The organism is Kordia sp. (genome assembly GCF_965224175.1).
Taxonomy (GTDB): domain Bacteria; phylum Bacteroidota; class Bacteroidia; order Flavobacteriales; family Flavobacteriaceae; genus Kordia.
Window position 1 is genome coordinate 2749811 of sequence record NZ_OZ245041.1, and the last position, 25019, is coordinate 2774829.

General features: G+C 32.9%; 21 protein-coding genes. 10 read left to right on the forward strand and 11 right to left on the reverse strand.

Annotated features, from left to right (window positions below; genetic code table 11):
• The first annotated feature begins 64 nt into the window (after positions 1 to 64).
• Positions 65 to 1126 carry a glycosyltransferase gene (locus tag ACOQOS_RS11890; protein ID WP_420570678.1) on the forward strand — a complete coding sequence of 354 codons (1062 nt, stop codon included), beginning with the start codon at positions 65 to 67 and terminating at the stop codon, positions 1124 to 1126.
• Here ACOQOS_RS11890 and ACOQOS_RS11895 read toward each other — a convergent pair.
• Both ACOQOS_RS11895 and ACOQOS_RS11900 read right to left on the reverse strand, forming a co-directional pair.
• Positions 1100 to 2143: a sensor histidine kinase gene (locus tag ACOQOS_RS11895; RefSeq protein WP_420570679.1), complete on the reverse strand. Its 1044-nt coding sequence runs from the start codon at positions 2141 to 2143 to the stop codon at positions 1100 to 1102. The two genes, ACOQOS_RS11890 and ACOQOS_RS11895, sit on opposite strands and share 27 nt — an antisense overlap.
• A gap of 4 nt (positions 2144 to 2147) precedes the next feature.
• Positions 2148 to 2831 (reverse strand): response regulator transcription factor, encoded by a 684-nt coding sequence (locus ACOQOS_RS11900; protein WP_420570680.1) that lies wholly within the window; start codon positions 2829 to 2831, stop codon positions 2148 to 2150.
• A 222-nt stretch (positions 2832 to 3053) separates the two neighbouring features.
• On the opposite strand from ACOQOS_RS11900, the gene ACOQOS_RS11905 reads away from it, so the two are divergent.
• The 5 genes from ACOQOS_RS11905 (at position 3054) to ACOQOS_RS11925 (ending at position 10675) form a co-directional block, all read left to right on the forward strand.
• The gene (locus tag ACOQOS_RS11905) at positions 3054 to 5891 is read left to right on the forward strand and encodes a TonB-dependent receptor domain-containing protein (protein WP_420570681.1); all 2838 of its coding nucleotides are present in this window, start codon (positions 3054 to 3056) and stop codon (positions 5889 to 5891) included.
• 39 nt (positions 5892 to 5930) lie between these two features.
• Complete coding sequence (locus ACOQOS_RS11910; protein WP_420570682.1) at positions 5931 to 7130, forward strand: multidrug transporter; 1200 nt, start codon at positions 5931 to 5933, stop codon at positions 7128 to 7130.
• Between the two features lie 181 nt (positions 7131 to 7311).
• Entirely contained in the window at positions 7312 to 8937 is a 1626-nt protein-coding gene (locus tag ACOQOS_RS11915; RefSeq protein WP_420570683.1) for a T9SS type A sorting domain-containing protein, read from the forward strand.
• Positions 8938 to 9031: 94 nt separating this feature from the next.
• Positions 9032 to 9637 carry a hypothetical protein gene (locus ACOQOS_RS11920; RefSeq protein WP_420570684.1) on the forward strand — a complete coding sequence of 202 codons (606 nt, stop codon included), beginning with the start codon at positions 9032 to 9034 and terminating at the stop codon, positions 9635 to 9637.
• Positions 9638 to 9697: 60 nt separating this feature from the next.
• On the forward strand, positions 9698 to 10675 hold the full coding sequence (locus ACOQOS_RS11925; protein ID WP_420570685.1) for an acyl transferase: 978 nt from the start codon (positions 9698 to 9700) through the stop codon (positions 10673 to 10675).
• A gap of 207 nt (positions 10676 to 10882) precedes the next feature.
• Here ACOQOS_RS11925 and ACOQOS_RS11930 read toward each other — a convergent pair whose 3' ends face one another.
• The 3 genes from ACOQOS_RS11930 to ACOQOS_RS11940 all read right to left on the reverse strand — a co-directional run bounded on the left by ACOQOS_RS11930 (position 10883) and on the right by ACOQOS_RS11940 (position 15109).
• The gene (locus ACOQOS_RS11930; RefSeq protein ID WP_420570686.1) at positions 10883 to 11626 is read right to left on the reverse strand and encodes a LytR/AlgR family response regulator transcription factor; all 744 of its coding nucleotides are present in this window, start codon (positions 11624 to 11626) and stop codon (positions 10883 to 10885) included.
• On the reverse strand, positions 11623 to 12648 hold the full coding sequence (locus tag ACOQOS_RS11935; protein ID WP_420570687.1) for a sensor histidine kinase: 1026 nt from the start codon (positions 12646 to 12648) through the stop codon (positions 11623 to 11625). The genes ACOQOS_RS11930 and ACOQOS_RS11935 overlap by 4 nt, the downstream gene beginning before the upstream one ends.
• Before the next feature lie 94 nt (positions 12649 to 12742).
• Positions 12743 to 15109: a TonB-dependent receptor domain-containing protein gene (locus ACOQOS_RS11940; protein ID WP_420570688.1), complete on the reverse strand. Its 2367-nt coding sequence runs from the start codon at positions 15107 to 15109 to the stop codon at positions 12743 to 12745.
• A gap of 292 nt (positions 15110 to 15401) precedes the next feature.
• On the opposite strand from ACOQOS_RS11940, the gene ACOQOS_RS11945 reads away from it, so the two are divergent.
• Positions 15402 to 15905, forward strand: a complete 504-nt coding sequence (locus ACOQOS_RS11945; protein ID WP_420570689.1) for a hypothetical protein — start codon at positions 15402 to 15404, stop codon at positions 15903 to 15905.
• 109 nt (positions 15906 to 16014) lie between these two features.
• Here ACOQOS_RS11945 and tyrS read toward each other — a convergent pair whose 3' ends face one another.
• On the reverse strand, positions 16015 to 17316 hold the full coding sequence (gene tyrS, locus ACOQOS_RS11950) for a tyrosine--tRNA ligase (protein ID WP_420570690.1): 1302 nt from the start codon (positions 17314 to 17316) through the stop codon (positions 16015 to 16017).
• Positions 17317 to 17382: 66 nt separating this feature from the next.
• Here tyrS and ACOQOS_RS11955 point away from each other — a divergent pair, with 66 nt between their 5' ends.
• A complete protein-coding gene (locus ACOQOS_RS11955) occupies positions 17383 to 18387 on the forward strand; it encodes an NAD-dependent epimerase/dehydratase family protein (RefSeq protein WP_420570691.1) in 1005 nt (334 codons plus the stop codon).
• 65 nt (positions 18388 to 18452) lie between these two features.
• On the opposite strand, the gene ACOQOS_RS11960 is transcribed toward ACOQOS_RS11955, so the two are convergent.
• From ACOQOS_RS11960 to ACOQOS_RS11970, 3 genes are all read right to left on the reverse strand, one after another.
• The gene (locus ACOQOS_RS11960) at positions 18453 to 18908 is read right to left on the reverse strand and encodes a DUF4296 domain-containing protein (RefSeq protein ID WP_420570692.1); all 456 of its coding nucleotides are present in this window, start codon (positions 18906 to 18908) and stop codon (positions 18453 to 18455) included.
• Between the two features lie 77 nt (positions 18909 to 18985).
• Entirely contained in the window at positions 18986 to 20320 is a 1335-nt protein-coding gene (locus ACOQOS_RS11965) for a dihydroorotase (RefSeq protein ID WP_420570693.1), read from the reverse strand.
• Positions 20321 to 20391: 71 nt separating this feature from the next.
• Positions 20392 to 21117: a polyprenol monophosphomannose synthase gene (locus ACOQOS_RS11970; protein ID WP_420570694.1), complete on the reverse strand. Its 726-nt coding sequence runs from the start codon at positions 21115 to 21117 to the stop codon at positions 20392 to 20394.
• A gap of 173 nt (positions 21118 to 21290) precedes the next feature.
• Between ACOQOS_RS11970 and ACOQOS_RS11975 the strand changes: the two genes are divergently transcribed.
• Complete coding sequence (locus tag ACOQOS_RS11975) at positions 21291 to 21887, forward strand: DUF4271 domain-containing protein (protein WP_420575143.1); 597 nt, start codon at positions 21291 to 21293, stop codon at positions 21885 to 21887.
• A gap of 24 nt (positions 21888 to 21911) precedes the next feature.
• Positions 21912 to 22658, forward strand: a complete 747-nt coding sequence (locus tag ACOQOS_RS11980; protein WP_420570695.1) for a uroporphyrinogen-III synthase — start codon at positions 21912 to 21914, stop codon at positions 22656 to 22658.
• 240 nt (positions 22659 to 22898) lie between these two features.
• Here the strand turns inward: ACOQOS_RS11980 and pckA are convergent, their stop codons facing one another.
• Together pckA and ACOQOS_RS11990 are read right to left on the reverse strand one after the other, a co-directional pair.
• Positions 22899 to 24497, reverse strand: a complete 1599-nt coding sequence (pckA, locus tag ACOQOS_RS11985; protein WP_420570696.1) for a phosphoenolpyruvate carboxykinase (ATP) — start codon at positions 24495 to 24497, stop codon at positions 22899 to 22901.
• A 68-nt stretch (positions 24498 to 24565) separates the two neighbouring features.
• Positions 24566 to 24964, reverse strand: a complete 399-nt coding sequence (locus ACOQOS_RS11990) for a DUF423 domain-containing protein (RefSeq protein ID WP_420570697.1) — start codon at positions 24962 to 24964, stop codon at positions 24566 to 24568.
• Positions 24965 to 25019 lie beyond the last annotated feature (55 nt).

Genomic DNA, 25019 nt, shown 5'->3' on the forward strand with positions numbered 1-25019 from the left:
TCTTAATATTTTGACAAAACTAAGGAAAACTTATAGACCTTTTAATATTCTTATCTTTGATTTTATGAAGAATTCAAAAACCGTTCTTGTCGCTCCATTAAATTGGGGTTTAGGTCATGCCACACGATGCATTCCTATTATTAAAGCTTTATTGGCTGAAAGTTTTACACCAGTAATCGCTTCAGATGGAATTGCTTTACAATTATTACAGAAAGAATTTCCTGAACTAGAAACGGTTACACTTCCAGATTATCAGATAGAATATGCAAAAAAGGGCAAGAATTTTAAACTTAAAATGTTGAAAGATTCTCCTAAAATGCTAAAAGCTATTGCGAAAGAGAAGAAAATCATTAAGAAGTTGGTAAAGTCACGTGATTTTTGCGGAATTATCTCAGACAATAGACTTGGCGTGTATAGTAAAAAAGTACCTTCAGTTTTTATTACGCATCAATTGAATGTATTGAGTGGTACAACTACTTGGTTTAGCAGTAAAATTCATCAAATCATTATAAAAAAGTTTGATCAATGTTGGGTTCCTGATGTGGCTGGAAAACCTAATCTTTCTGGAAAATTAGGGCATCTAAAAAATCATGCTTTGCCATTACAATATATTGGACCTTTGAGCAGATTGGAAGCTAAAGAATTGCCTCTTGTGTACGATTTAATGGTGATTTTATCTGGTCCAGAACCGCAACGTACCATGCTAGAAGAAAAATTGTTTGAAGAAGTAAAACATTTTGAAGGTAAAGTATTGTTTGTACGTGGTAAGATTGAAGCCAAACAGGAACATTTTCAATTTTTAAACTGCGAAGTAGTAAATTTTATGCAAAGTGACGAACTCGAAAGAGCATTTAACGAAAGTGCTTTGGTATTGAGTCGTTCAGGATATACAACCGTAATGGATTTGGCAAAGCTGAATAAAAAAGCCTTTTTTATTCCAACTCCAGGACAATTTGAACAAGAATATTTAGCCAAACGTTTACAAAAACAACAATTAGTTCCAACCGCAACTCAAGAGAAATTTACTATTGATCAATTAGAACGAGTTAAGGATTTTAAAGGCTTGAGTCAGTTTAATTATAAAGAAGATTATGCAGCTTTATTCCACCTTTTCCAAGGTAAATGAAAACTCTGAACCTACATCGTATTCACTTTCTACATATATACGTTCATTGTGCGCTTCAATAATATGTTTTACAATAGAAAGTCCTAACCCAGAGCCACCTTCTTTACGCGCACGACTTTTATCCACACGATAGAAACGCTCAAATAAACGTGGAATATCTTCAGCTTCTATTCCCTCTCCATTATCGGTAACACGCACAATTACTTTATTTCTAATGAGGTTTTCAACACTAATTTCTGTCGTTCCGTTTTCACGTCCGTATTTGATAGAGTTTACAATCAAATTTGTCAGTACTTGCTGAATACGTTCTTTGTCTGCTTTTACGATAATTGGTTTTGAGTAATTCATATCAAAAGCCAATGAAATACGCTTTTTAGCCGCTTTCATTTCCAACAAATCGAATACACTTTGCACCAATTCAATAATATCAAACTCCTCAGTATCGAGGTTTAAATCACCTGCTTCCAATTTGGTAATCATATCCAAATCTTTCACAATATAAATAAGTCTTTCTACGCCTTTTCCAGCTCTATTTAGATATTTTTTACGAATAGCTTTATCATCCATAGCACCGTCAAGCAAGGTTAAAATATAACCTTGCACAGTAAATAATGGTGTTTTTAATTCGTGCGAAACATTTCCAATAAACTCTTTTCGGTAATTCTCTCGAATCTTTAAGGTTTCAATTTCGAGTTTCTTATTGGTAGCAAACTTTTCAATTTCTTTAGTAAGTGTTGCCATGTCGGTTGTGATAGGGTAATTATGAAAATCACTCACATCCAACAACGTTACATCATCGTATATTTTTTTTACCCTTCGGTAGATAAATCGCTCTACGCGAAATTGTAAAATAAAGAAACAAAACGTAAAGCAGAGTGCAAAGAATAATATGGGAACTAGTACGTTTTTAATCCCAAAAAAGTACAGCAATGCCGTCAGAATCGTGGTTGCAAATAAAGTAATGTACAACGACGATCGAAGCGCAAAACGATACGATTTTTTGAGTTTTCTTGTCATGGATTTATTGAACGTACTTATAACCTACTCCTTTTACTGTTTTGAAATGATTTTCTCCAATTTTTTCTCTGAGTTTACGAATATGTACATCAATAGTTCGTCCACCAACAATGACTTCATTTCCCCAAACTTTATCTAAAATTTCTTCTCTTTTAAATACTTTTCCTGGACGAGAAGCTAATAATGATAATAACTCAAATTCTTTTCTTGGTAAAATTATTTCTTGACCTTCTTTTTCAATTTTGTACTCTTCTCTATTGATGACAATATTTCCAACGGTTACAATTTGTGCATTTTCTTCGTCTTTCTTTAATCTTCGAAGCAATGCTTTCACCTTACTTACCAATACTTTTGGTTTGATTGGCTTTGTAATATAATCGTCTGCTCCAGCATCAAAACCAGCTACTTGTGAATAATCTTCTCCTCTAGCAGTTAAAAATGTAATGATGGTATTTGCTAAATTATTATCCTTACGAATAGTTTCACAAGCTTCAATTCCGTCCATTTCTGGCATCATCACATCCATAATAATTAAATGCGGCTTCACTTTCTTTGCTTTTGCAATTGCTTCTACTCCATTCGCTGCTGTACTCAATTGATATCCTTCTGACGATAAATTATAACCTACAATTTCTAGGATATCTGGCTCATCATCAACAAGTAATATTTTTATGTCCTTTTTTTTCATTCGTGTGTCGTATTAGTTTAAGTAGTTGATTTTGTTGTTTTTATACAATAACTATATTATGTACTTCTCAACAAAAGTAAAGATAAAATTAAATATTGAAAGCTGTTAACACTCTTTTAATATCATAACATTAAGCTAACATACATATTACAAAGTTTTAACCTGCAAGTAACGCCATCTTTACACGTTGCTCATTTCTTTGCGCTGTGAAATAAAAACTAAATGAGACAAAAAATTACACTTACGATTCTCCTATTCTTTACCTTTATAATAGGATTTGCACAAAACGGCTCTATTGTTGGAAAAGTGCAAGATAAAGAAACTAATAATGATCCACTTCCTTTTGTTAATATTACAATAAAAGGTTCTTCTAAAGGAACAACTTCAGATTTAGATGGATTGTATCAACTTCAAGATGTTGCTCCTGGAACTTATACATTGGTATTTAGTTTCGTAGGATATAAGACACAAGAAATAGAAAATGTAGTTGTAAATGCAGGGAAAATTACAAATGTTGATGTAATTATGTCTGTTAATGCTGCAGCTTTAGATCAAGTAATTATAACAGCTACAACTCGTAAAGTATCTGAAGCAGCTACGCTATTAGAGCAAAAGAAATCAAAAGATATTGTACAAATTATTGGTGCTGAAGAACTTGCCAGAAAAGGAGTAAGTGATGCTGCTGGTGCCGTAACAAAGATTTCTGGAGTCTCAAAACAAGAAGGTTCTAGTAATGTATATGTACGTGGATTGGGTGATCGTTACTTAAACACAACTTTCAACGGATTGCCATTACCTTCAAATGATATTAACAAAAAGAATATTGAGTTAAGCTTATTTGCTTCTGATGTTATTGAAAATGTATCAATCAGTAAAGCGTATTCTTCTAAACAATATGGTGACTTCGCTGCTGGTAATGTAAATATTAATTCAAAAGACTACAAAGGAAAAGGATACTTAGAAGCATTTGCTGGAACTAGTGTAAATACGAATGCTATTGGAGAAGACTTCGTAGTAAGTGAAGGCTCTGGATTCTTTGGAGATTATGCAAGACACAATCAAAATCCATTCGCTGTTATTTTATCTCACGGAGTTGACCCAGAAGATGTAAGTGCTCCAATAAATGTAAACTTTGGAGTTTCTGGAGGAAAATCATATGACTTTGAAAACGGTTCTCGTTTGAGTCTTTTCGGAACAGTTTCTTTCGAGAACGGATACGAATACAGAAGAGGTGAAGCAACCGACTTTACTACCGTAGAAAAGAAAGCATTCCAAGATGCAGAAGAGTTTGAGTATAGTACAACAACGACTGCTATGGGAACTGTAAATTATAAAATTGACGATAAGAATAAATTAAAATTCAATTCGTTATTCATCAACAGTTCTACAAACGAAGTTGGATATTTTGGTATCGACGGAAAAGGTAGAAACAGAGATGCTATTTTAAATACAGACGAAGGTTTTTATCAAATGAATGCACAGTTTGATCAAAACCAAGTATATGTTAATCAGTTGATCGGTAATCATAAATCAGGAAAATTTGAATTAGATTGGGCAGCTGGATACAATGTAGTATACGCTAAGCAACCAGATCGTAAGCGTATTAGTATTGAAAACTATCAGTTTGCGTTGGATAATGATCCTACAACAAATCCAACATTCTTTAGTAACGTAGATTATGACAATCAGCGTTATTTCCAAGACATTGACGACACAGAATTTAACGGTCGTTTGAACCTAAAATACGAAGCAAACGAAAACTTCAAAATGAACTTTGGTTACAACGCAAGAAGCAAAGAACGTAACTTTGAAAATATTCGTTATGGTTATGATATTATCGATTCAGATTTTGCGATTACTGACGTAAATAACTTAAATAACATATTTACACCTGCAAACTTAAACTTAACTTCTGGTGGAATTTACGAAATCAAAGTCATCAATACATTTCCAGGATTAAGCAACACAAACAGACCTGGATCGGCAGAAAACACATATAAAGGAAACTTAGATTTATTTGCAGGATATGTTGATGCTGAAATAAAAGCTGGAAAATGGTTAATCGTTCCTGGCGTTAGAGTTGAATCTTTTGATCAAAGTATTAACTATGACGTAATCAACTTAGGAAACAATGGAAACGCGAGTGCAAGTGCTTATGAAAACTTCATTTTACCTAGTATAAACATTAAATATGCATTAACAGAAGAGCAAAACTTACGTTTTTCTGCAAGTAGAACAGTTTCATTACCAGAATTTAAAGAAACTGCACCATTTGTATACATCGATGTAACGAACAGAATTGGTGGTAACCCTGATTTATTAGGATCAAGTAATCCTAATTTTATAAACGTAAGTGATGTATCATACTCAAACGTCATCAACTTTGATTTAAAATACGAATGGTTTTATGGAAAAGGAGAAATCTTCTCAGTATCAGCTTTCGCGAAACAAATCTCAGATCCTGTAAACCGAGTAGTTGCTTTTGATGCTACAGGAACACAACGTTACTTCAGAACAGGTGAAGAAGCTAGAGTATTTGGAGTTGAAGTAGAGTTTAGAAAAAACTTATTACAAAATGAAGATGAGGAAACATTACTTTCTGCCGGATTCAACACAACATTAATGCACACTGAACAAGATTTATTTGATGTAATTCAAGGAACATACAGTGTAAATTTCAGAAATGACAAAGAAGAATTACAAGGAGCTTCTCCAATTATTGTAAATGCTGATGTAAGTTACTCACCTACATTTGGAAGCTACAAGCCAACAGGAAACTTAGTATTCTCTTATTTCTCAGACAGAATTGACGCTTTAGGTTCTGGTCAGTTAGGAAACATCATTGAAAAAGCTGTACCAACACTAGATTTCATCTTAAAAAATAAAATCACAGATAAGTTTGAAATCAATTTTAGTGTGAAAAACATCTTAAATCCAGATATCAAATTCGTTCGTGAAACTAGCGGAGGAGACGTTTTAGTAACATCAACAAACGGAAAAGGTGTTTCTGGATTTGATAGAGGAAGAAACATAGGAATACAATTAAAATATAAATTCTAACAAACACAATTAAGAAATTACAATTAAAACACAAACACAATGAAAAATCGCTTAATATTTGGACTTGCACTTTTAGGAGCTTTAGCTTTAACTTCATGTGCATCAGATGACACTGCTGACATCAATATCACTGATAACAGTGTTACAAATAACAATACTACTGGTGGAGGAAACACAGGTGGAGAAACTATCTTCTTATCAGGAACATATACTGAAGATTTAACTTTAGATGCAAACAACAGCTATGTTGTAAATGGGTCATTAATCATGGCATCTGGAACTACATTAACAATTCCTCCATGTATGACAATTGAAGCATTAGCTGCTGGATCTGATGTATACATTGCTATCTCTCAAGGAGCTACTATCGATGCACAAGGAACTGCTGATTGCCCAATCGTATTCACATCAAACGCTTCTGCACCAGCTGCTGGAGATTGGGGAGGATTAATCATCTTAGGTGATGCACCAATCAACTCTGTATCTGGAACTGCAACTGCAACTTCTGAAATCGCTAGTTTACCTTACGGTGGAACTGATACTACTGACAACTCTGGAACATTACGTTATGTACGTGTACAATATTCTGGTGGATCTGCTGATGGTCAATCAGAAAATAATGGAATCTCTTTCTACGGAGTTGGAAACGGAACAACTGTAGAATACGTTCAAGTATTTGAAGGAAAAGATGATGGATTTGAATTCTTTGGTGGAACTGTAAATGCTGATTACATTTCTGTTGTAAATGCTCAAGATGATTCTATCGACTGGACAGAAGGATACACTGGAACGATCACAAACGCATACGTACAACACGGAGCTGATCATGATAAAGGAATTGAAGCTGATGGTTTCAACACAGATATCGGAAACAACTCAAACCCAATTTTCTTCTCTGCACCAACAGTAAACAACCTTACCATTGTAGGTTTAGGATCAGGAACAAGTAGTGAAGCGATTCGTTTAAGAGCTGGAACAAGAGCTATATTTAACAACGTTGTCTTAGAAGGATATGGTGAAGGATTTGACTTAGATGGAAATTCAACTGATAGCCCAACTGGAGCTGGAGTTGTTGACGGTGACACACAAGTAACTGACATCTTATTTACTGACATCACTTTAAAAGTTAAAAATGATACAGGAGTTATGTTTACAGAAGCTGACTTAATTGCAGGAGACGGAAACGGAACAGGAACTGATTATGCTACTTGGGGAGCAGGTTGGACTGTAGGAAACTAATTCCAAAAAAAATACATGTAAAAAAACGCCTTCATCTGAAGGCGTTTTTTTATGTCTATTAGATTAATACTTTTGTTATCAAATGGTTAAAACAACGTGTAAATACGTAAGTACACTTCGCTAATTCGACTTCTTTTGTATATTTGCACCATATATTATTATAAAAGTTAAAATATAACGTATGAACAAAAATTACTTATTATTAGTTGCATTGTTAATTTCTTCTTTGTCTTTCGGACAAATTGTAACAAATGGAGATTTTGAAAGTTGGACAGGAGGCGTTTTAGATACCTGGACAAGTGAAGCTGGAACAACTGTAGAAGAAGAAACTACAATTGTTAATGGAGGAACAAGTTCTGCAAAGTTCACAGTAACTACACAAACACAAGGTAATACTGATTTCAGACAAACAGTAAATGTTGAAGCTGGAAAAACATATGATGTTAGCGTATGGGTTTACCAAGCTGATAATGGAGCAAGAGCACGTCTATTTGTTGACGGATACCAAGGATATTCAGATCCTGATAACTTAAACGCTTGGCAAGAACTTACATATGAGTATTCTGCTACTACAACTGGAACAATTGATCTTGGACTTCGTTTCTACGATATCTCTTCAAATTGGGCTGCTGCAGGAAACATGTCAGTAATATACATTGATGACTATACAGTAACTGAGCAAGTAGTTACAGTACCAACACTTACAATTACTGCACCAACTGATGGTAACTCATTCGGACCTGGTACTACAAGTGTTGACCTTGAGTATGTAACTCAAAATGTTGACTTAATGATGGCTAACAACTATGTAAATGTTACTGTAAACATGAACCCAGCTGATGTTGATGTTTCAAGTCCTTACGCAATTCCTACTATGGATGGTGGAATGTATGATGTAACAGTTGAGTTATACGAAAACAACGTAGTAGTTGATACTAAAATGGTTTCTTTCTCTGTTGGAAGTATTACACAAGTAGCTAACATTACTGACTTACGTGCTGGAACTATTGGTGAATTCTACGAATTAACAGGTGAAGCATTAATCTCTTACATCGTAACGGAAGGAACAAGAAATCAAAAATACATTCAAGATGCTAATGCAGGAATCTTAATTGATGACACTGCTGGAACATTAAGCGCTCCTTTAAACATTGGAGATGGAATTATTGGTTTACAAGGACAGTTATCTCAATTTAGTGGTGTTCTTCAGTTTGTACCTTCTCAAAATGTAGCTGGTGCTTCTTCAACTGGAAACATGATTACTCCAATTGATGTAACAGTTTCTGACTTATTAATGAATGGTGAAAACTACGAAAGTAGATTAATCAGATTGTTAGACGTAAACTTCGCTGACACTGGAATGTTTGCAGATAACACAAACTATGATGTTACTGTAAACGGTGGAACTGATATGACAGTTTGTAGAGTTTCTTTCGGAGATGAAGATATTATTGGAGAAATGATTCCTACAATGCCTTCTAACATTATTGGTTTAGGTGGAGAATTTAACGGAACACGTCAAGTATTACCAAGATACGCTAGCGACATTGAAGATGCATTAAGCACTGAAGAATTTAGCACTTCTGCTTTCAGCATGTATCCAAACCCAGTAAATGGAACTACAGTAACAATTACATCTGCTTCAAACAACACGAAAGATGTACAAGTATATAGCATTATCGGAAAACAAGTAATCAATACTACAATCACAAACAGATTAGATGTTTCTGGTTTACAATCAGGAGTATATGTAGTTAAAATTACAGAAAATGGTAAATCTGCAACTAAGAAATTAGTAATTAAGTAAGTTACCAAATACAAAACATACTAAAAGCATCTTGAGTTTTCAAGATGCTTTTTTTATATTTAAAAATATCTCTAATTTAAAAATCTACAGATAGATGGAAGACTCAGGAAGCGTTATGGAAATAGTACAATTACTTATTGGAATTATCCTAATCGTATCTGTGTATTTTATTGTGATCCGCACAGTTTTCAACAGAAAACGCATCGCTAAGTTGACAGGAGACGATTTAAAGTTTGACAAAATCAGAGCTATTTACACACAACTAAAAAAAGGAAATAATCCTAAAGTAGCTATACTAAAAAAGTATGCGGAAAGTTTAGAACATCGAACTTTAGTATATGAGGCTTTAGAAAAATTTAATAAAATTAACGCCTTTCCAAAAGCGTTATTAACCCTTGAAAAATCCTCGGAAAGTTATTTGGCGAACCGGTTAGACATGCATGATGATTTTGACAGTTTTCCAAACGAAATAACATACAAAGAAACAGTTGAATTACAAAATGGAACAACTTTTCTAATTTTTAAATTTAAAGTATATGAACCACATTTATACGCAAATAAAGACTGGATGATTGGTTATGTTGGATATAAAACAGATAGTACGAAAGCATACATGAAGCCTGATGTTATCTGGAGTAAATTTGAATGTGAACTCTTATCAAAAGATAAACTTGAAAAAATCACATCAAGTACATTGTAAAACAAAAGCAACCCTGATTTTCCTTTATTTTAGTTACTTTTGTCCTCTCAGTAGACAATCATGAATCCCAACGCTATTTTCAATATACAAGACGAAGCTTCTTTCGAAGCTGTAACGTTTCAAACATTTCAGCATCAATTTGAAAATAATCGTACCTATAGATCTTTTTGCGACTTACTTTATGTACATCCTAGCGAAATTACAAAGATTGAAGACATTCCATTTCTTCCAATTCAGTTTTTCAAATCACACGAAATAGTTTCTAACCATCATTCTGTTCAGGAAACATTTACAAGTTCAGGAACTACAGGAAGTACGCCAAGCAAACACCTTGTTACAGATATAGCTATCTACGAGGAAAGCTACCGAAAAGGATTCGAATATTTCTATGGAAACATCGAAGAATATGTCGTTTTAGCGCTTTTACCAAACTATTTAGAACGAAAAGACTCGTCATTAGTCTACATGGCAAACGACCTCATCAAACGCAGTAAACATGCTGAAAGTGGTTTCTATTTAGATGATTTAAAAGGACTCACAGAAAAACTCACAAAACTCGATCAAGAAGGACAAAAAGTATTACTGATCGGTGTTTCATTTGCTTTGTTAGATTTGATTGAAACGACACAGTTTCAACTGAAACATACAATTATTATGGAAACTGGCGGCATGAAAGGTCGCAGAAAAGAAATGATTCGCGCAGAACTCCATCAACAACTTTGTAAAGGTTTTGGCGTAAACAAAATTCATTCGGAATACGGAATGACCGAATTGCTTTCGCAAGGATATTCTAATGGCGATGGAATTTTTAAAACGCCACCTTGGATGAAAATCTTCACCCGCGATCCTGAAGATGCATTAACACTTCAACCCAAAGGAAAATCTGGCGGCATCAATGTCATTGATTTGGCAAATATCAACTCATGTGCTTTTATTGCCACACAAGATTTGGGAAAAGTATATACAGATAATACCTTCGAAATTCTCGGTCGTTTTGATCATTCAGACATAAGAGGCTGTAATTTAATGGTTTTTTAACACCTACACTGAAAGGTTTCTAGCAATTACACGAACAAACTATAGAGATTAACATCTTATATTAGTTTAGTTATTTAATAAATTCAAAACCCTGAACATGGCTCCTACTACAGCATATTCAGGGTTCTTTTTTTAAAAAAATCTGTAATTCAAAGAAAATTCAACTGAAGAGAAAGTGCAACACAAACACTAGATCTACAAGTTTTTTTACTCAATCCATTTTCTAAATTCGCTTGTTGTAGACGCACTTGTAATTAAATGTTGTTTGTAGTTTTTGATGGAAATTGCCAATCTGTCTCCAAAGTAAGGTTCAATTTTTTCGATGAAGTTAATATTCACTATTTCACCACGATTAATTTGAAAAAACTCTTTTGGGTTTAACTCCTTTATTAAATCAGATAACTTATGGCGAAATTCATTTTCTTTTCCATTTTCATCAATCGCGATACATTTTCCAGAATTAGATAAAATTGCTACCGTATTTTTTGTACTTAGAATTTTTATCTCTGTTTTGGTTTTTATGATGATTCGCTCTTTGTAATCTTTATTTAATCCGTGAATGGTCTCTGATATTTTCTTCCAATCAAGCTCTTTGTTTTGTAAATTTTCAAACTTTTCCATTGCTTTCAAGAACTTGTTATAGCTGATGGGTTTTAGTAAATAAGCAATTCCGTTTACATCGAAAGCATCTTGATAAAAAGTATTATAAGCAGTTGTAAAAATAATTGGAGATTTTATAATATTGGTTTTCAATAAAGAAAATACGTTTCCATCTAGCAATTCAATATCAGAAAATACCAAATCAACTTGTTCATTGGTTTCATACCATTTTTCAACTTCTTCTTTGCTTTGTAATGAAGCTACTATCTCGACTTTGTCGTTGTATCGCAGCACATGGTCTGAAATGATTTCAACATTGATAGCTTCGTCTTCTATGATTAATACTTTCATATTTTAGAGATTAACGGGATTTCAACAATAAATTCAGTGTCAGTTTCCGTAAAAATGACATCCTTATTAAAATTGATTTGATATTGACGTTTCAGATACTCATTTCCCGTGCCTGTTCCGAGTGTAAAATCTACTTTGTTTAGTTTGTTTTGTATCACAATTGTATCCTCTTTCCGCGAAAGCGAAATCAACAACGGATTTCCTTCACTTCCTTTATTATGTTTTATTGCATTTTCCACACACAATTGTAATGAACACGGAATGATAAATCCGGCTGTATTTTCTATACTATTTTCAATTTGATACGTGTTTCCGAAGCGTTTTCCCATTAAATTCATATAATTTTTCAAGAATGACAATTCATCTTTCAACTCAGCTAATTGCTTTTTTCCGTGCTTTAAGTAGTAACGATATACATCTGAAAAATCATCAATAAAATCTTCCATTTGTTCAGGATTCTTTTTTGCCAAACCTGATAAAACACTCAAATTATTGAATAAAAAATGTGGCTCTAGATTCTTTTGTAATATTTGCGATTGTAAGGTTGTTTTTTCTTTTTCAGTTTGTTCTAATTCTAACATTGCCTTTTGTGATTGCCTGAAATATAAAAATGCAGAAGTAAGCGCAAAAACATCACTAAAGAAAATCGTAATTGTTAGCATATTAAAAAATCTAGCTGCATAATCATACGAATCTCCATTAAATGTCATCCAAAGCGTATAATCGATAACAATTCCAACGCTGTTAAATAATATAAAAGATAAAATATAGACTTTTATAAATTTTAAAATTGTTCTTGAAGTATCTATTCTATTCACGAGTTTCCAAGAGACAAATACTGAGATAAATGAAATTATCGAAAATAATAAAATAGTGATATGATGGTAATAATCATAAAAATCAATATCTCCTTTGATTCTAACATAGTAGAAAATAAAAATTTTAACACCATTACTTATAAACAATAATGCCAATACAACTAAAACATGTTTTAGACTTATTTTTTGATTGAAAATCTTCACTTCTTTATGATTTTAGGTTTACAAAATACATCTTTCGTTTATAATAAAACTGCTTAAAGTATCAAATACTTTAAACAGCCTTATTGTATGTTGGTTATTGTTTTGCTCTGTTTTGTTCTGATTCGTTTCCAGAATTACGTTGCTTCACTTTTATTTTTTTGTTACCGAAGCTATAGTTTAAGCTAACTTTCACGCTTCTCGTATCAAAATAGTTATAGTAAGTTTGATCTATTCCATTTGTTTTGGTGTTTACACTTGTTGCTTTTCGCCTAAATATATCGTTTATAGCTACTGCGCAGTTTAGTTTTTTATCTAGTAATGAAAACTTTAATCCTAAATCAAGATTCACCATTTCTGACACTGAAAAGTACATCAATTTTTGTGGCGACGCATATATAAAAGTTGCTTCTGCTTGCACAGTTTTTGCTTCGTTTAATTGGAATACATTTCGGTTATAAAATTGAAAGTTCCATTTGCTTAACAACTCAGCATCTAAATTAAATCCATCTTTATAGCGTGTGTCCATTTTTGACAAAGTTGCTTGCGTTGTTGTATTCCACCATTTCGTTGGATTGTATAGAAAAGTTTCTGTCAATCCGTAATTGTAAGCAGTATAAAAATTATCAAATGTTACTACGATGCGTTGTTGTGCGCCATCTTCTGCTTTAATAATGTTGAAATATCCATCATCTACATAACTTACAAATGCTTTACTGATGAGCTTTCCTTTGTAAATGTGTTGTAACTCTAAATTGTCAGAAATTTGCGGCTTTAAAAACGGATTTCCTTCTTGATACGAAATTGAATTGATGTAAAAACGGAACGGATTTAAGCGTTCAAAACTAGGTCGCTGAATTCTTCTACTATAACTCAAATTAAACATATTTTCCCTGCTTGGGTTATACCCTAAAAACACAGATGGAAATAGTTTGTTATACGTATTGACATCCGTTTGATTGTTTGTTTCTGAAACTCCTTTTGTACGTGTGTTTTCAAAACGAACTCCAATTTTTGTTTGCCATTTTTCGCCTAATGGCTTGGACATGTCTGCATATATTGCATTAATATTTTCAGAATACATAAAGGTATTACTCTGTGTTGGGTCAAAAATTGGTGTTCCTGTAGTCCTATTATAAAACGCTACATCACTATCTGTTTTTGTCAATGTAGTTTTTACTCCGTAAGAGAAGTTTGCCCAATTGCTTGGATGTTCCACATCGATTTTTGCACTGTAATTTTTAATCTTTTGATTCGTGCTATTTTCCGCCTCAAAATAACTTTGGTTTGTAATAAATTGTTCACTGCTAAAATTCCTATTGGAAGAATTATTAAAATTAAAATAATCAACATCTACAGATAATTTTCTACCAAGCGTATCTAGTTTTTGAATGTAATGTGCATTTATCGAGTGATTTTCTCTTGTGGTTTCAGCGTTCCCTTCATTAACAGTAAACGTCCCATTACCATCATTTATTCGTGTTACTCCACCATCAGCGATACCTTTATCTTCAAACGAACCTGAATATAAAATTCCAACAGTAGCGTTATTTGTTACATTATAGTCTACTCCTAACCTTCCTGAAATCAAGTTTTCTTTATTTTTCATATCAAGATTTGTTGCAGTTGAAGCAGATGGATAAATAATATCAAATTCATTAAATTGTGCTGAATGTCCTTTAGTTCCATTTAAAGAAGCAATGACACTTAGGTTATCTTTGTTATAGTTAAATGTATTTCCAAAATTAAACAATGAATATGTGGCTTGCGTATAAGAAGTTCTGAATTGATTATTCCAGCTATTTTCTTTTGACTTTTTTAGTACAATATTAATAAGTCCGCTATTCCCTTCTGCGTCATATTTTGATGGAGGTGTTGTAATCACTTCAATATTTTTAATATCATCAGATGCGATCGTACTCAAATAAGCGTTTAATTCATTTCCTGATAATTGTATCATTCGATCATTAACCATTACACGCACATTTCCTTTTCCTACAATGGCCAACTTGTCTGTATCTACATTTACACTTGGTGTCGCTTTTAGCGCATCAATTGCGGTTCCACCAGTACCTGCAACTGTATTTTCTACATTAAAAATTAATCTATCTACCTTTTGTTGAATGAGTTTTTTACGAGCTGTAATCACTACTTCTTGTAATTGCTGTCCATCTTCCTCTAAAACGATGGTTCCGATATTTGGTTGAGTTGGATATATCTTTTTAGTGTTAAATCCGACAAAACTAATTTCTAAATACACATTTTCCTTTTTTGTACTTATAGAAAATTCCCCGTTTTCATCAGAAATGACACCTGTAATTAGTGAATTATCGGCTTTATCTTTTACTACAATGTTAGCAAATGAAATAGGTAGGTTTTGTTGGTCAATTATTTTGCCTGTAAAATTTTGTCCAAAACTAATCGAACAAATCAAAATGATTAAAAGTGTTGTAATGGTTTTCATAATTATCGTAATTCAATATTAATAACACTCCAAAAGTATCTTGACAATGCAGTTTTTGAAATAGCTATAAAATGAATTGAGGAAAAAATGAAATGAATTAGGGGAAATAAAAAAATGTTCTATGAAATTGTTTAACATCTTCTTATACCATTTGTTGTTTGGATTCACTACTGAAGAAAATACAGCACAATCTTAGTTACGAATTGTTTTTGTTGATGGTTTATAAATACGCAATAAAAGTGTCGTTATGATATATGTAAAAGTTATTTCCTTTGTCCAAAATAATTTATACATGAAATCTTTTAAAACAATACTATTATTAACGCTCGTAACGACTTCTTTTTTAATGAATTCATGCGGAGTTCTTGTGAAAGCAAAAGCCAGAAAATCCATTACAGAAGAAAATGGTGCAATTCCACCTGATCTGGGAAAAGAAAATACAACTATGATTTTCTTTCTGTATCACAGATCATACAATCGTTATTTAAAAAAGAATGCGAAGAAATTTTACAAAGATGATTACATATTCTTAACAGAAGAAGAGTTTACTAAAAACGAAACATATAGAGATATCTCCAAATATAGATACATTTTTAAATTTGATTATATTCATTATACCGTCCCTGACTTTAATTCTCCTTCCTTTGAAAAAAGACGAAGAGTAAAAAAATTCTATATCGTAGACCGTAAAACTGGCATTACTTACAAATCAAAAATGACCTCTGGACTTTGGAGCAAATTACAAAAAGTATACTTTGAAAAGCTAAGTGAAAAAATTACGAGCAATCGTAGGTGATCTTCACAACATTTTTCTAAAAATCGTTACACTTAAATCACAAAAAAATATCCCAATAAAATCTTTTATTGGGACATTATAATATTTATATCTAATAAACAAAGGCGACCTACTTCACTATCAACAAGAAATTCTTTTTCCTTCCGCGTTGAATGGTTACAAATTTATCATTGATCAAATCAGCAGTTGTGATTTTATAATCTTCTTTCACTTTCGTTTTATTTACTGCCACAGAATTCTCTTTCAAAGCTCTTCTTGCATCTCCATTAGAATTTAAGAAGCTTGTTTTTGCAGATAAAGCTGCAATCATATCCAAACCTTCCTCAATATCAGCACGATCAATTTCCGCTTGCGGAACACCTTCAAAAACATCTAATAATGTTTGCTCATCTAATTGTTTAAAATCTTCTGCAGTAGATTTTCCAAATAAAATATTTGTTGCTTTTAAGGCATTTTCTAAAGCTTCTTCTCCATGTACAAGCGTAGTTACTTCCTTTGCTAAACGTTTTTGCAATGTTCGTGTATGTGGAGCTTCTGCATGTGCTGCAATTAACTGATCAATCGTTTCTTTATCTAAAAAGGTAAAGATTTTAATGTACTTTTCAGCATCTACATCCGTAGCATTGAACCAAAATTGGTAAAAACGATATACAGACGTTTTATCTGCATCTAACCACACATTTCCGCCAGCTGTTTTTCCAAACTTCGTTCCATCAGCCTTTGTAATTAAAGGGCATGTCATTGCGTACGCTTTGGCACCTTCTTCAGTGTTCATTCTACGCACCAATTCAGTTCCAGTGGTAATATTTCCCCATTGATCTGATCCGCCCATTTGTAACAAGCAATTGTGTTCTTTGTGTAAATGGTAAAAATCGTATCCTTGAATCAATTGGTATGTAAACTCTGTAAAAGACATTCCTGCGCCTTCTGTAGAAACACGTTTTTTTACAGAATCTTTCGCCATCATGTAATTTACCGTAATTCGTTTTCCAACATCACGTGCAAAATCGATAAAAGAAAAATTCTTCATCCAATCGTAATTGTTCACTAAAATTGGCGCATTTGCTTCACTTCCACCAAAATCTAAAAAGCGAGACAATACACGTTTGATTCCTGCTACATTATGATTCAAAATATCTTCTGTCAATAAATTACGCTCATCTGACTTCCCTGAAGGATCACCAATCATTCCTGTTGCGCCACCAACCAAAGCAATTGGCTTATGTCCAGACTTATATAAATGCATCAACAAAATAATAGGCACTAAACTTCCAATGTGTAATGAATCTGATGTAGGATCAAATCCAATATACGCAGTCGTCATTTCCTTATTCAATTGTTCTTCTGTTCCTGGCATGATATCGTGTATCATTCCTCTCCAACGTAATTCTTCTACTAAATTGCTATTCATTTGTATATTCTTTTTAAAGCTTCGCAAAGATATAAAAGTGAAAAGAAAAAAGTTTATTTTAGTAGCATGATATTAGTTACAGGTGGAACTGGATTGGTTGGCGCGCATTTATTGGCATATTTAGCTAAAACAGAAACAAAAATTAAAGCTATTTACAGAACAGTTGACAAGTTGGAAGCTGTTAAAAACGTATTTGCATATTATTTTGAGGAACCTATTTCTTTTTTTGATAAGATTGATTGGCACAAAGCTGATGTAATTGATATTCCATCCTTGGAAGCTGTATTTCCTGAAATCACGCATGTATATCATGTGGCTGCATTAATTTCCTTTGATCCGAAAGATTTTGAAACACTTCGAAAAGTGAATATTGAAGGAACTGCCAACATTGTGAATTTGTGTATTTCTAATGGCATCAAAAAACTCTGCTTTGTAAGTTCGATAGCCGCAGTTGGCGAAAATGAAGATCCGACAGTTCCTATTACCGAAGAAACACACTGGAATCCTGAAGCCGATAATAATGTGTATGCCATTTCTAAATATGGTTCTGAAATGGAAGTCTGGCGCGGTTCGCAAGAAGGTTTAGATATTGTCATCGTAAATCCTGCTATTATTTTAGGTGCTGGATTTTGGCGAACAGGAAGCGGCTCACTGATCAGAACTGTTGATAAAGGTTTAAAATATTACACCAGTGGAATTCTGAGCTATGTAGACGTAAAAGATGTTGTTTCCGTAATGATTCAACTCATGAATAGCGACATTAAAAACGAGCGTTTTATTTTAGTTGCCGAAAACTGGTCGCTGAAAAAATTCACACAAACAACCGCAAACGCATTAAACGTAAAAGCGCCTCAAAAAGAAGCAAGTCCATTTTTATTAAGAATTGCTTGGCGAATGGATTGGTGGCGACAACTTTTTACTGGAAAACGAAGAAAGTTAACACGATTGACCGCAAAATCAATACAATCACAATCATTTTTTGATAGTGGTAAAATTCAAAAAGCACTCAATTTTACCTTTATACCTTTGGAAGAAACTATTGAGCGCGTCACTGAACGTTATAAAGCATAAATCGATTTAGATAAAGACATAAAAAAAGTCCTTGATTACAAGGACTTTTTGTTTGAATATATACTTTATCTCTTTTTAACAGGCTGCAAAAGCTTTGCCCTTGCTGCAGTATCAATTTTCTTTTTTCGTTCTTCTTTATTTACTTTTTGAATAGAATCTCTACGTGCTTGTTCCGCTTTTAAATCTTCTCCAACAGTTTTTCGTTCTTTTGCTAATCGCGCTTGTACCATTGCATAAATCTCATCATATTTCATAGGATGTACAGCATAATAATTATTACTCGATGCAAACTGTAAGCTATCCGTTTGATGTTTTACGTACAAATAAGAATCTAAATGCATATTGTTGTCTTCCAATTTCTTTTTATTAACACCTTTAATAGAGTTAATCAAAGTAATATCGTATAAAATAGCTGCCATTTTTTCCTTAGATAATAAATTATCTGGCTTAGACACAACTTCTTCTCTACAAGAAACTGTTGCCAATACGACAATTAACATGCACGCTAAGTATTTTTTCATCTGTTTATTTTTATTAATTTATCAATAGTCAGCTGGCATTTTTTATGATCAAAATAATATCAATCAAACTGCTTTTCTTATCTATTGAATTCTAATTGTTTTACGTGACGCTTTTCAGAAATTGTTCCTTCTGCGTACGCTAAATTTCCATTGACAAATGTATGTGTTATGGTCGAATCAAAAGTTGTTCCTTCAAACGGTGACCAACCACATTTATATAATACATTGTCTTTAGAAACTTCATAAGATTTTTCTAAATCGATCACTACTAAATCTGCATAAAAACCTTCTTTAACAAAACCTCTGTCTTTTACTTGAAATAATCGTGCTGGATTGTGACACATTTTTTGAGCAATCTTCTCTAGAGAAATTTTTCCTCGTTTATGTGCCTGAATCATTGCATTTAATGCATGTTGTACTAATGGTCCGCCAGAAGGTGCTTTTGTATATGGATTACTTTTTTCTTCTAAGGTATGTGGCGCATGATCGGTTGCAATCACATCAATACGATCATCCAATAAAGCTTCCCATAATTGATCTCTATCGCTTGCTGTTTTTACCGCAGGATTCCATTTGATATGCGTTCCTTTTTTCTTGTAATCTTCATCAGAGAACCATAAATGATGTACACATACTTCTGCTGTGATTTTCTTTTCTTCTAAAGGAATTGAATTGTCAAACAATGCAGTTTCTTTTCCTGTTGATAAATGAAATACATGCAAACGTGCGCCCGTTTTCTTTGCCAACTCTATAGCGCGAGAAGATGATATATAACATGCATCTTCGCTTCTAATAATTGGATGATACTCAATTGGAATGTCGTCTCCGAATTTGTCTTTGTATGCTGCTAAATTCTTTCGAATTGTTGCTTCATCTTCACAATGTACAGAAATGACCATGTTGGTACTTGAAAATATTTTTTCTAATACTGCTGCGTCATCTACTAACATATTTCCTGTAGACGAACCTAAAAATAGTTTTAATCCAGCTACTTGTGTCGGATCTACTTTTAAGATTTCATCTAAATTATCATTCGTACCACCAAACATAAACGAATAGTTGGCATACGCTGTTTCTTTTGCAATGTCTAGTTTTTCCTGCATTTTAGCAACTGTCGTTGTCTGCGGATTTGTGTTAGGCATTTCTACAAAAGAAGTAATTCCACCAGCAATTGCGGCTCTTGATTCTGTAGCAATATTTGCTTTATGCGTTAATCCTGGCTCTCTAAAATGTACTTGATCATCAATGACTCCTGGAAAAACATGTTTTCCTGCAACATCAATTACTTCATCGGCTTCTTCAGAGAGGTTCGTTCCAATTTTAGCAATTCGTTCACCTTCAATTAAAATATCAGTCGTTTTTACTTCGACTTCACTAACGAGTTGTGCGTTTTTTAGTAGTATTTTATGCATTGTGTTGTGTTTTATTCTAGTGTCTCAAAACAAATTCAAGAGATCTTTATGAAAAATTCATAGTTAAAACTTTATTTTCGAGAAAACATGCTTCGGATTTTCATCTTGATAATTCCGAAAACTGCTTCTGAAAATATAGAACTGTCCATTTTGGATTCTCCTTTGGTTCTATCGGTAAAAATAACAGAAACTTCTTTGATATTGAAACCTAATTTCCATGCTTTAAATTTGAGTTCTATCTGAAAAGCATATCCGACAAAGCGAATATTATCCAAACCAATAGTTTCTAATACTTTTTTACGGTAACAGATAAATCCTGCAGTCGTATCATGAATTGGAATTCCAGTAATGAATCGTACGTATTTTGATGCAAAATAAGACATCAACACTCGATTCATAGGCCAATTGACCACATTTACGCCTTTTACATACCGAGAACCTATTGCCACATCAGCGCCTTCTTCTTGGCAAGCAGCTAGCAAACGCATTAAATCTTTTGGATTGTGCGAGAAATCTGCATCCATTTCAAAAATATACTCATAATCTCGCTGCAAAGCCCATCTAAAACCGTGAATATACGCTGTTCCTAAACCTGTTTTGGCTTTTCGAGTTTCAAGAAAAAGTTTCGTAGGATATTTTTCTTGAAGTTCAATAACTTTTTTATGTGTTCCGTCGGGAGAATTGTCATCTACAATCAAAACATGAAAAGCTTTCTCTTGTGCAAAAACCGCATCAATGATTGCTTCTATATTTTCAATTTCATTATACGTTGGTATGACAACAATTGCGTCTGACATTTTCTAAAATTATGCGAACAAAAGTAAACAAATTATACCTTCTGTGAATAGGGATCGTATTTTGTGCTAAATTTTTATGTATTATTTAACATACTTGTTAATTTTACCAAATGTTAGAAACCTTTGAAAGAACTGTTATTTCTAAAGATTGGCTCACGCTATTATTTGTGACAATGTTGTGCTTATTGGTGGTCACACGTTTTATTTTTAGAAAACAGTTTAGCTTGTTTCTAGTATTTCTATTTTCAAATAAGTATCAAAATCGGTTTGAAGCAAAACAAGAAAACACAATCAACGGATTTACTTCTTTGCTATTTCTTGTTCAAGTTATTTCGTTTTCCATATTTGGATATGTTGCCGCTACTTTTTTCCGCCCACATTTACAAACGGCACCATTCCTTTTTGTAAAAATCATCTCATTTATGATGTTTTTTATCATTATAAAATATATTATTGAAAAAATAATCGCTGTTATTTTAGATATTGAGCCCTATTTAAATATTTATAATTTTCATAAAATCAACGCGCGGAACCTATTTGGATTAATTCTCATTCCGATCAACTTGATGCTTGTTTACTACGATTATAACAACAAGTTTGTATTTTTCTCAGTATTTTCTGTATTCATCATCTATAACCTCATTGTATTAATTTTTCTACTGAAAAATTATCAAAAATTGATTATCAGCAAGTTGTTTTATTTTATTTTGTATCTTTGCGCACTTGAAATTGCCCCTTATTTAGTTATCTATAAATTTTTAATTGAATAACGCGACATAAAATATAATAGGTTTATGAAAGTAAAAACTATTTTAGTTTCTCAACCGGAACCAAAAATTGAGAATTCACCTTATTCTAGGCTTATTGATAAGCAAAAGGTAAAAATCGATTTCAGGCCGTTCATACACGTTGAAGGTGTAAGTGCAAGAGACGTAAGACATCAAAAGGTAGATTTAACAAAGTTTACTGCGATTATCTTGACTAGTAGAAATGCTGTTGATCATTTCTTTAGAGTAGCAGAAGAAATGCGCTTTAAAGTTCCTGATACGATGAAGTATTTCTGCCAATCAGAAGCTGTAGCATATTATTTACAGAAGTATGTAGTGTACAGAAAACGTAAAATTTATGTAGGAAAACGTACTTTCCAAGAATTATCTCCACTTATCAAAAAGTATAAAGATGAGACATTCTTACTTCCATCTTCTGATGCACTTAAAAAAGCAGTTCCAGAAACATTGAATTCATTGAATGTCAATTGGGAACGCGGTGTATTTTATAAAACTGTTGTGAGTGACTTATCTGACTTACGTGATGTGTATTATGACATCTTAGTATTCTTCAGTCCTTCTGGAATAAAGTCGTTATTAGCCAATTTCCCAGACTTTGAGCAAAATGACACGCGTATAGCCGTTTTTGGAAATACAACTGTAAAAGCAACTACAGAAGCTGGATTGAGAGTTGATATCAAAGCTCCAACACCAGAAACTCCGTCAATGACAATGGCATTAGCTAAATATATTGATGAAGTGAATAAGAAATAATTACTTTAGTATATAGATATTTTAAAAGCGTGTTCTTAATTGATCACGCTTTTTTTCGTTTTAACTCCATTGTGATCTTTTATTAAAGTTATCAAATTGAGCATTAATGAAATTTGATTGAAACATCTATTTCTAGCATTTTAATTTGCTCTCAAACAACTAACACTTGGCATTAAAAAAGCGTATACCTACAATAGATATACGCTTTTTATTTTGGGTTGGTTATAGTATTTTTTACTGTTAGCCTATTGGACCACCAGCCATGATTTCTTCGTTTGCATAGTCTTCAAACTGAGAAAAGTTTTTCTTAAATGAATTTGATAATTCTGCAGCTTTCGTATTGTAGGCATCCTTATTTTCCCATGTATCTATTGGATTTAAAACCTCGTTTGGTACATTTGGACAATCTTTAGGCATAGCCAATCCGAAAATTGGATGTACTTGATACTCTACATCATTTAACTTACCTTCTAGAGCAGCGCTAATCATTGCACGCGTATACTTTAATTTCATACGACTTCCTGTTCCGTAAGGTCCGCCAGTCCATCCTGTATTCACTAACCATACATTTACACCAGCTTCTTGCATCTTTTTACTTAGCATTTCTGCATACTTTGTTGGATGTAATGGCATGAAAGGCGCTCCAAAACAAGCTGAAAAACTTGGCAATGGCTCATCAATTCCTGCTTCTGTTCCGGCAACTTTGGCTGTATAACCAGAGATGAAATGATATGCTGCTTGCCCCGGTGTTAATTTTGAAATTGGAGGCAATACACCAAATGCATCTGCTGTTAGGAAAAATATGTTTTTAGGATTTTTTCCTATTGATGGCACTTGAATATTTTCAATATGATAAATTGGATAGCTTACACGTGTATTTTGCGTGATAGAAGTATCTGTAAAATCTACATTTTTGTTTTCGTCTAACACTACATTTTCAAGAATTGCTCCTTTTTTGATAGCGTGATAGATTTCTGGTTCTTTTTCTTCACTTAGATCAATGGCTTTTGCGTAACAACCACCTTCAAAGTTAAAAACTGTATTTTCATTCGTCCAACCATGTTCGTCATCACCAATTAACTTACGTTCTGGATCTGCTGACAAAGTAGTTTTTCCTGTTCCTGATAATCCGAAGAAAATTGCTGTATCTCCTGCTTTACCAACATTTGCACTACAGTGCATTGGTAATGTATTTTTAAATACAGGTAATATAAAGTTTAACGCTGAGAAAATTCCTTTTTTGATTTCTCCTGTATAACCAGTTCCACCAATTAAGGCAATTTTCTTTTCAAAGTTTAAAATCGCAAAATTGTGTTGGCGTGTTCCATCAACTGCTGGATCTGCCATAAATCCTGGTGCATTTACAATGAGCCATTCTTCTTCAAAACCTTCTAGTTCTGCTTCCGTTGGTCGTAAAAACATATTGTGCGCAAACATATTACTCCAAGGATATTCATTTACTACACGAATATTTAACTTGTAATTTTCATCAGCACAAGCATATGCATCACGTACGTATACTTCTTTTTCTGATAAATAATCAACAACTTTATCATATAATGTATCGAAAGCATCAAATTCAAAAGGAATATTGATGTCTCCCCACCAAACTTTATCTTCTGTTATACTATCTTTTACTATAAAGCGGTCTTTTGGCGATCTTCCAGTAAACTCTCCTGTATTTACAGTGATAGCTCCAAAAGAAGTTTCAATTCCTTGCCCTTTGTTTATAGTTTCTTCATGAAGTTCATCTGAGGAAAGTTGATAATGCGCTTTCGCATTTTTGATTCCGTATTGATTTAACGAAATCGTTTTCGTTGAGAAGGTGTTATTCGTCATAACTTTTAACTCTTGTTGTGTTTTTTGTAAAGAGCAAAAGTATAAATATTTTTATAGATTATCCTTTTTTAACTGATTTTATCCATTTTAAGCTTAAAAAAACTTACAATAAGAATAATCCATCCTATGATTAGCAAAGTTCCACCAATAGGTGTTATAAAACCAATCGTTTTAAAATCGAACGCTGTACTATCATTAGTTGCCAATAAATAGATAGAACCCGAAAATAATATAATTCCCCATAAAATAAATACATATATTAATTTTTGCATTTTGGGCGAAATAAACGCTGTAGCTCCAACAAATAGCAACAATAACGAGTGATACATTTGATATCGAACACCAGTTTCAAAAGAAGCAATTTGATCTAGAGTTAATATTTTTTTTAGTCCATGCGCGCCAAAAGCACCAAGAATTACAGCCAAACAACCTAAGATAGCTCCTGTGATTAAAATTTTTTTTCTCATAAAATCGTGAAGTAATTTTTATAAATGTAACAATTTACTACATTCGTGTTATATT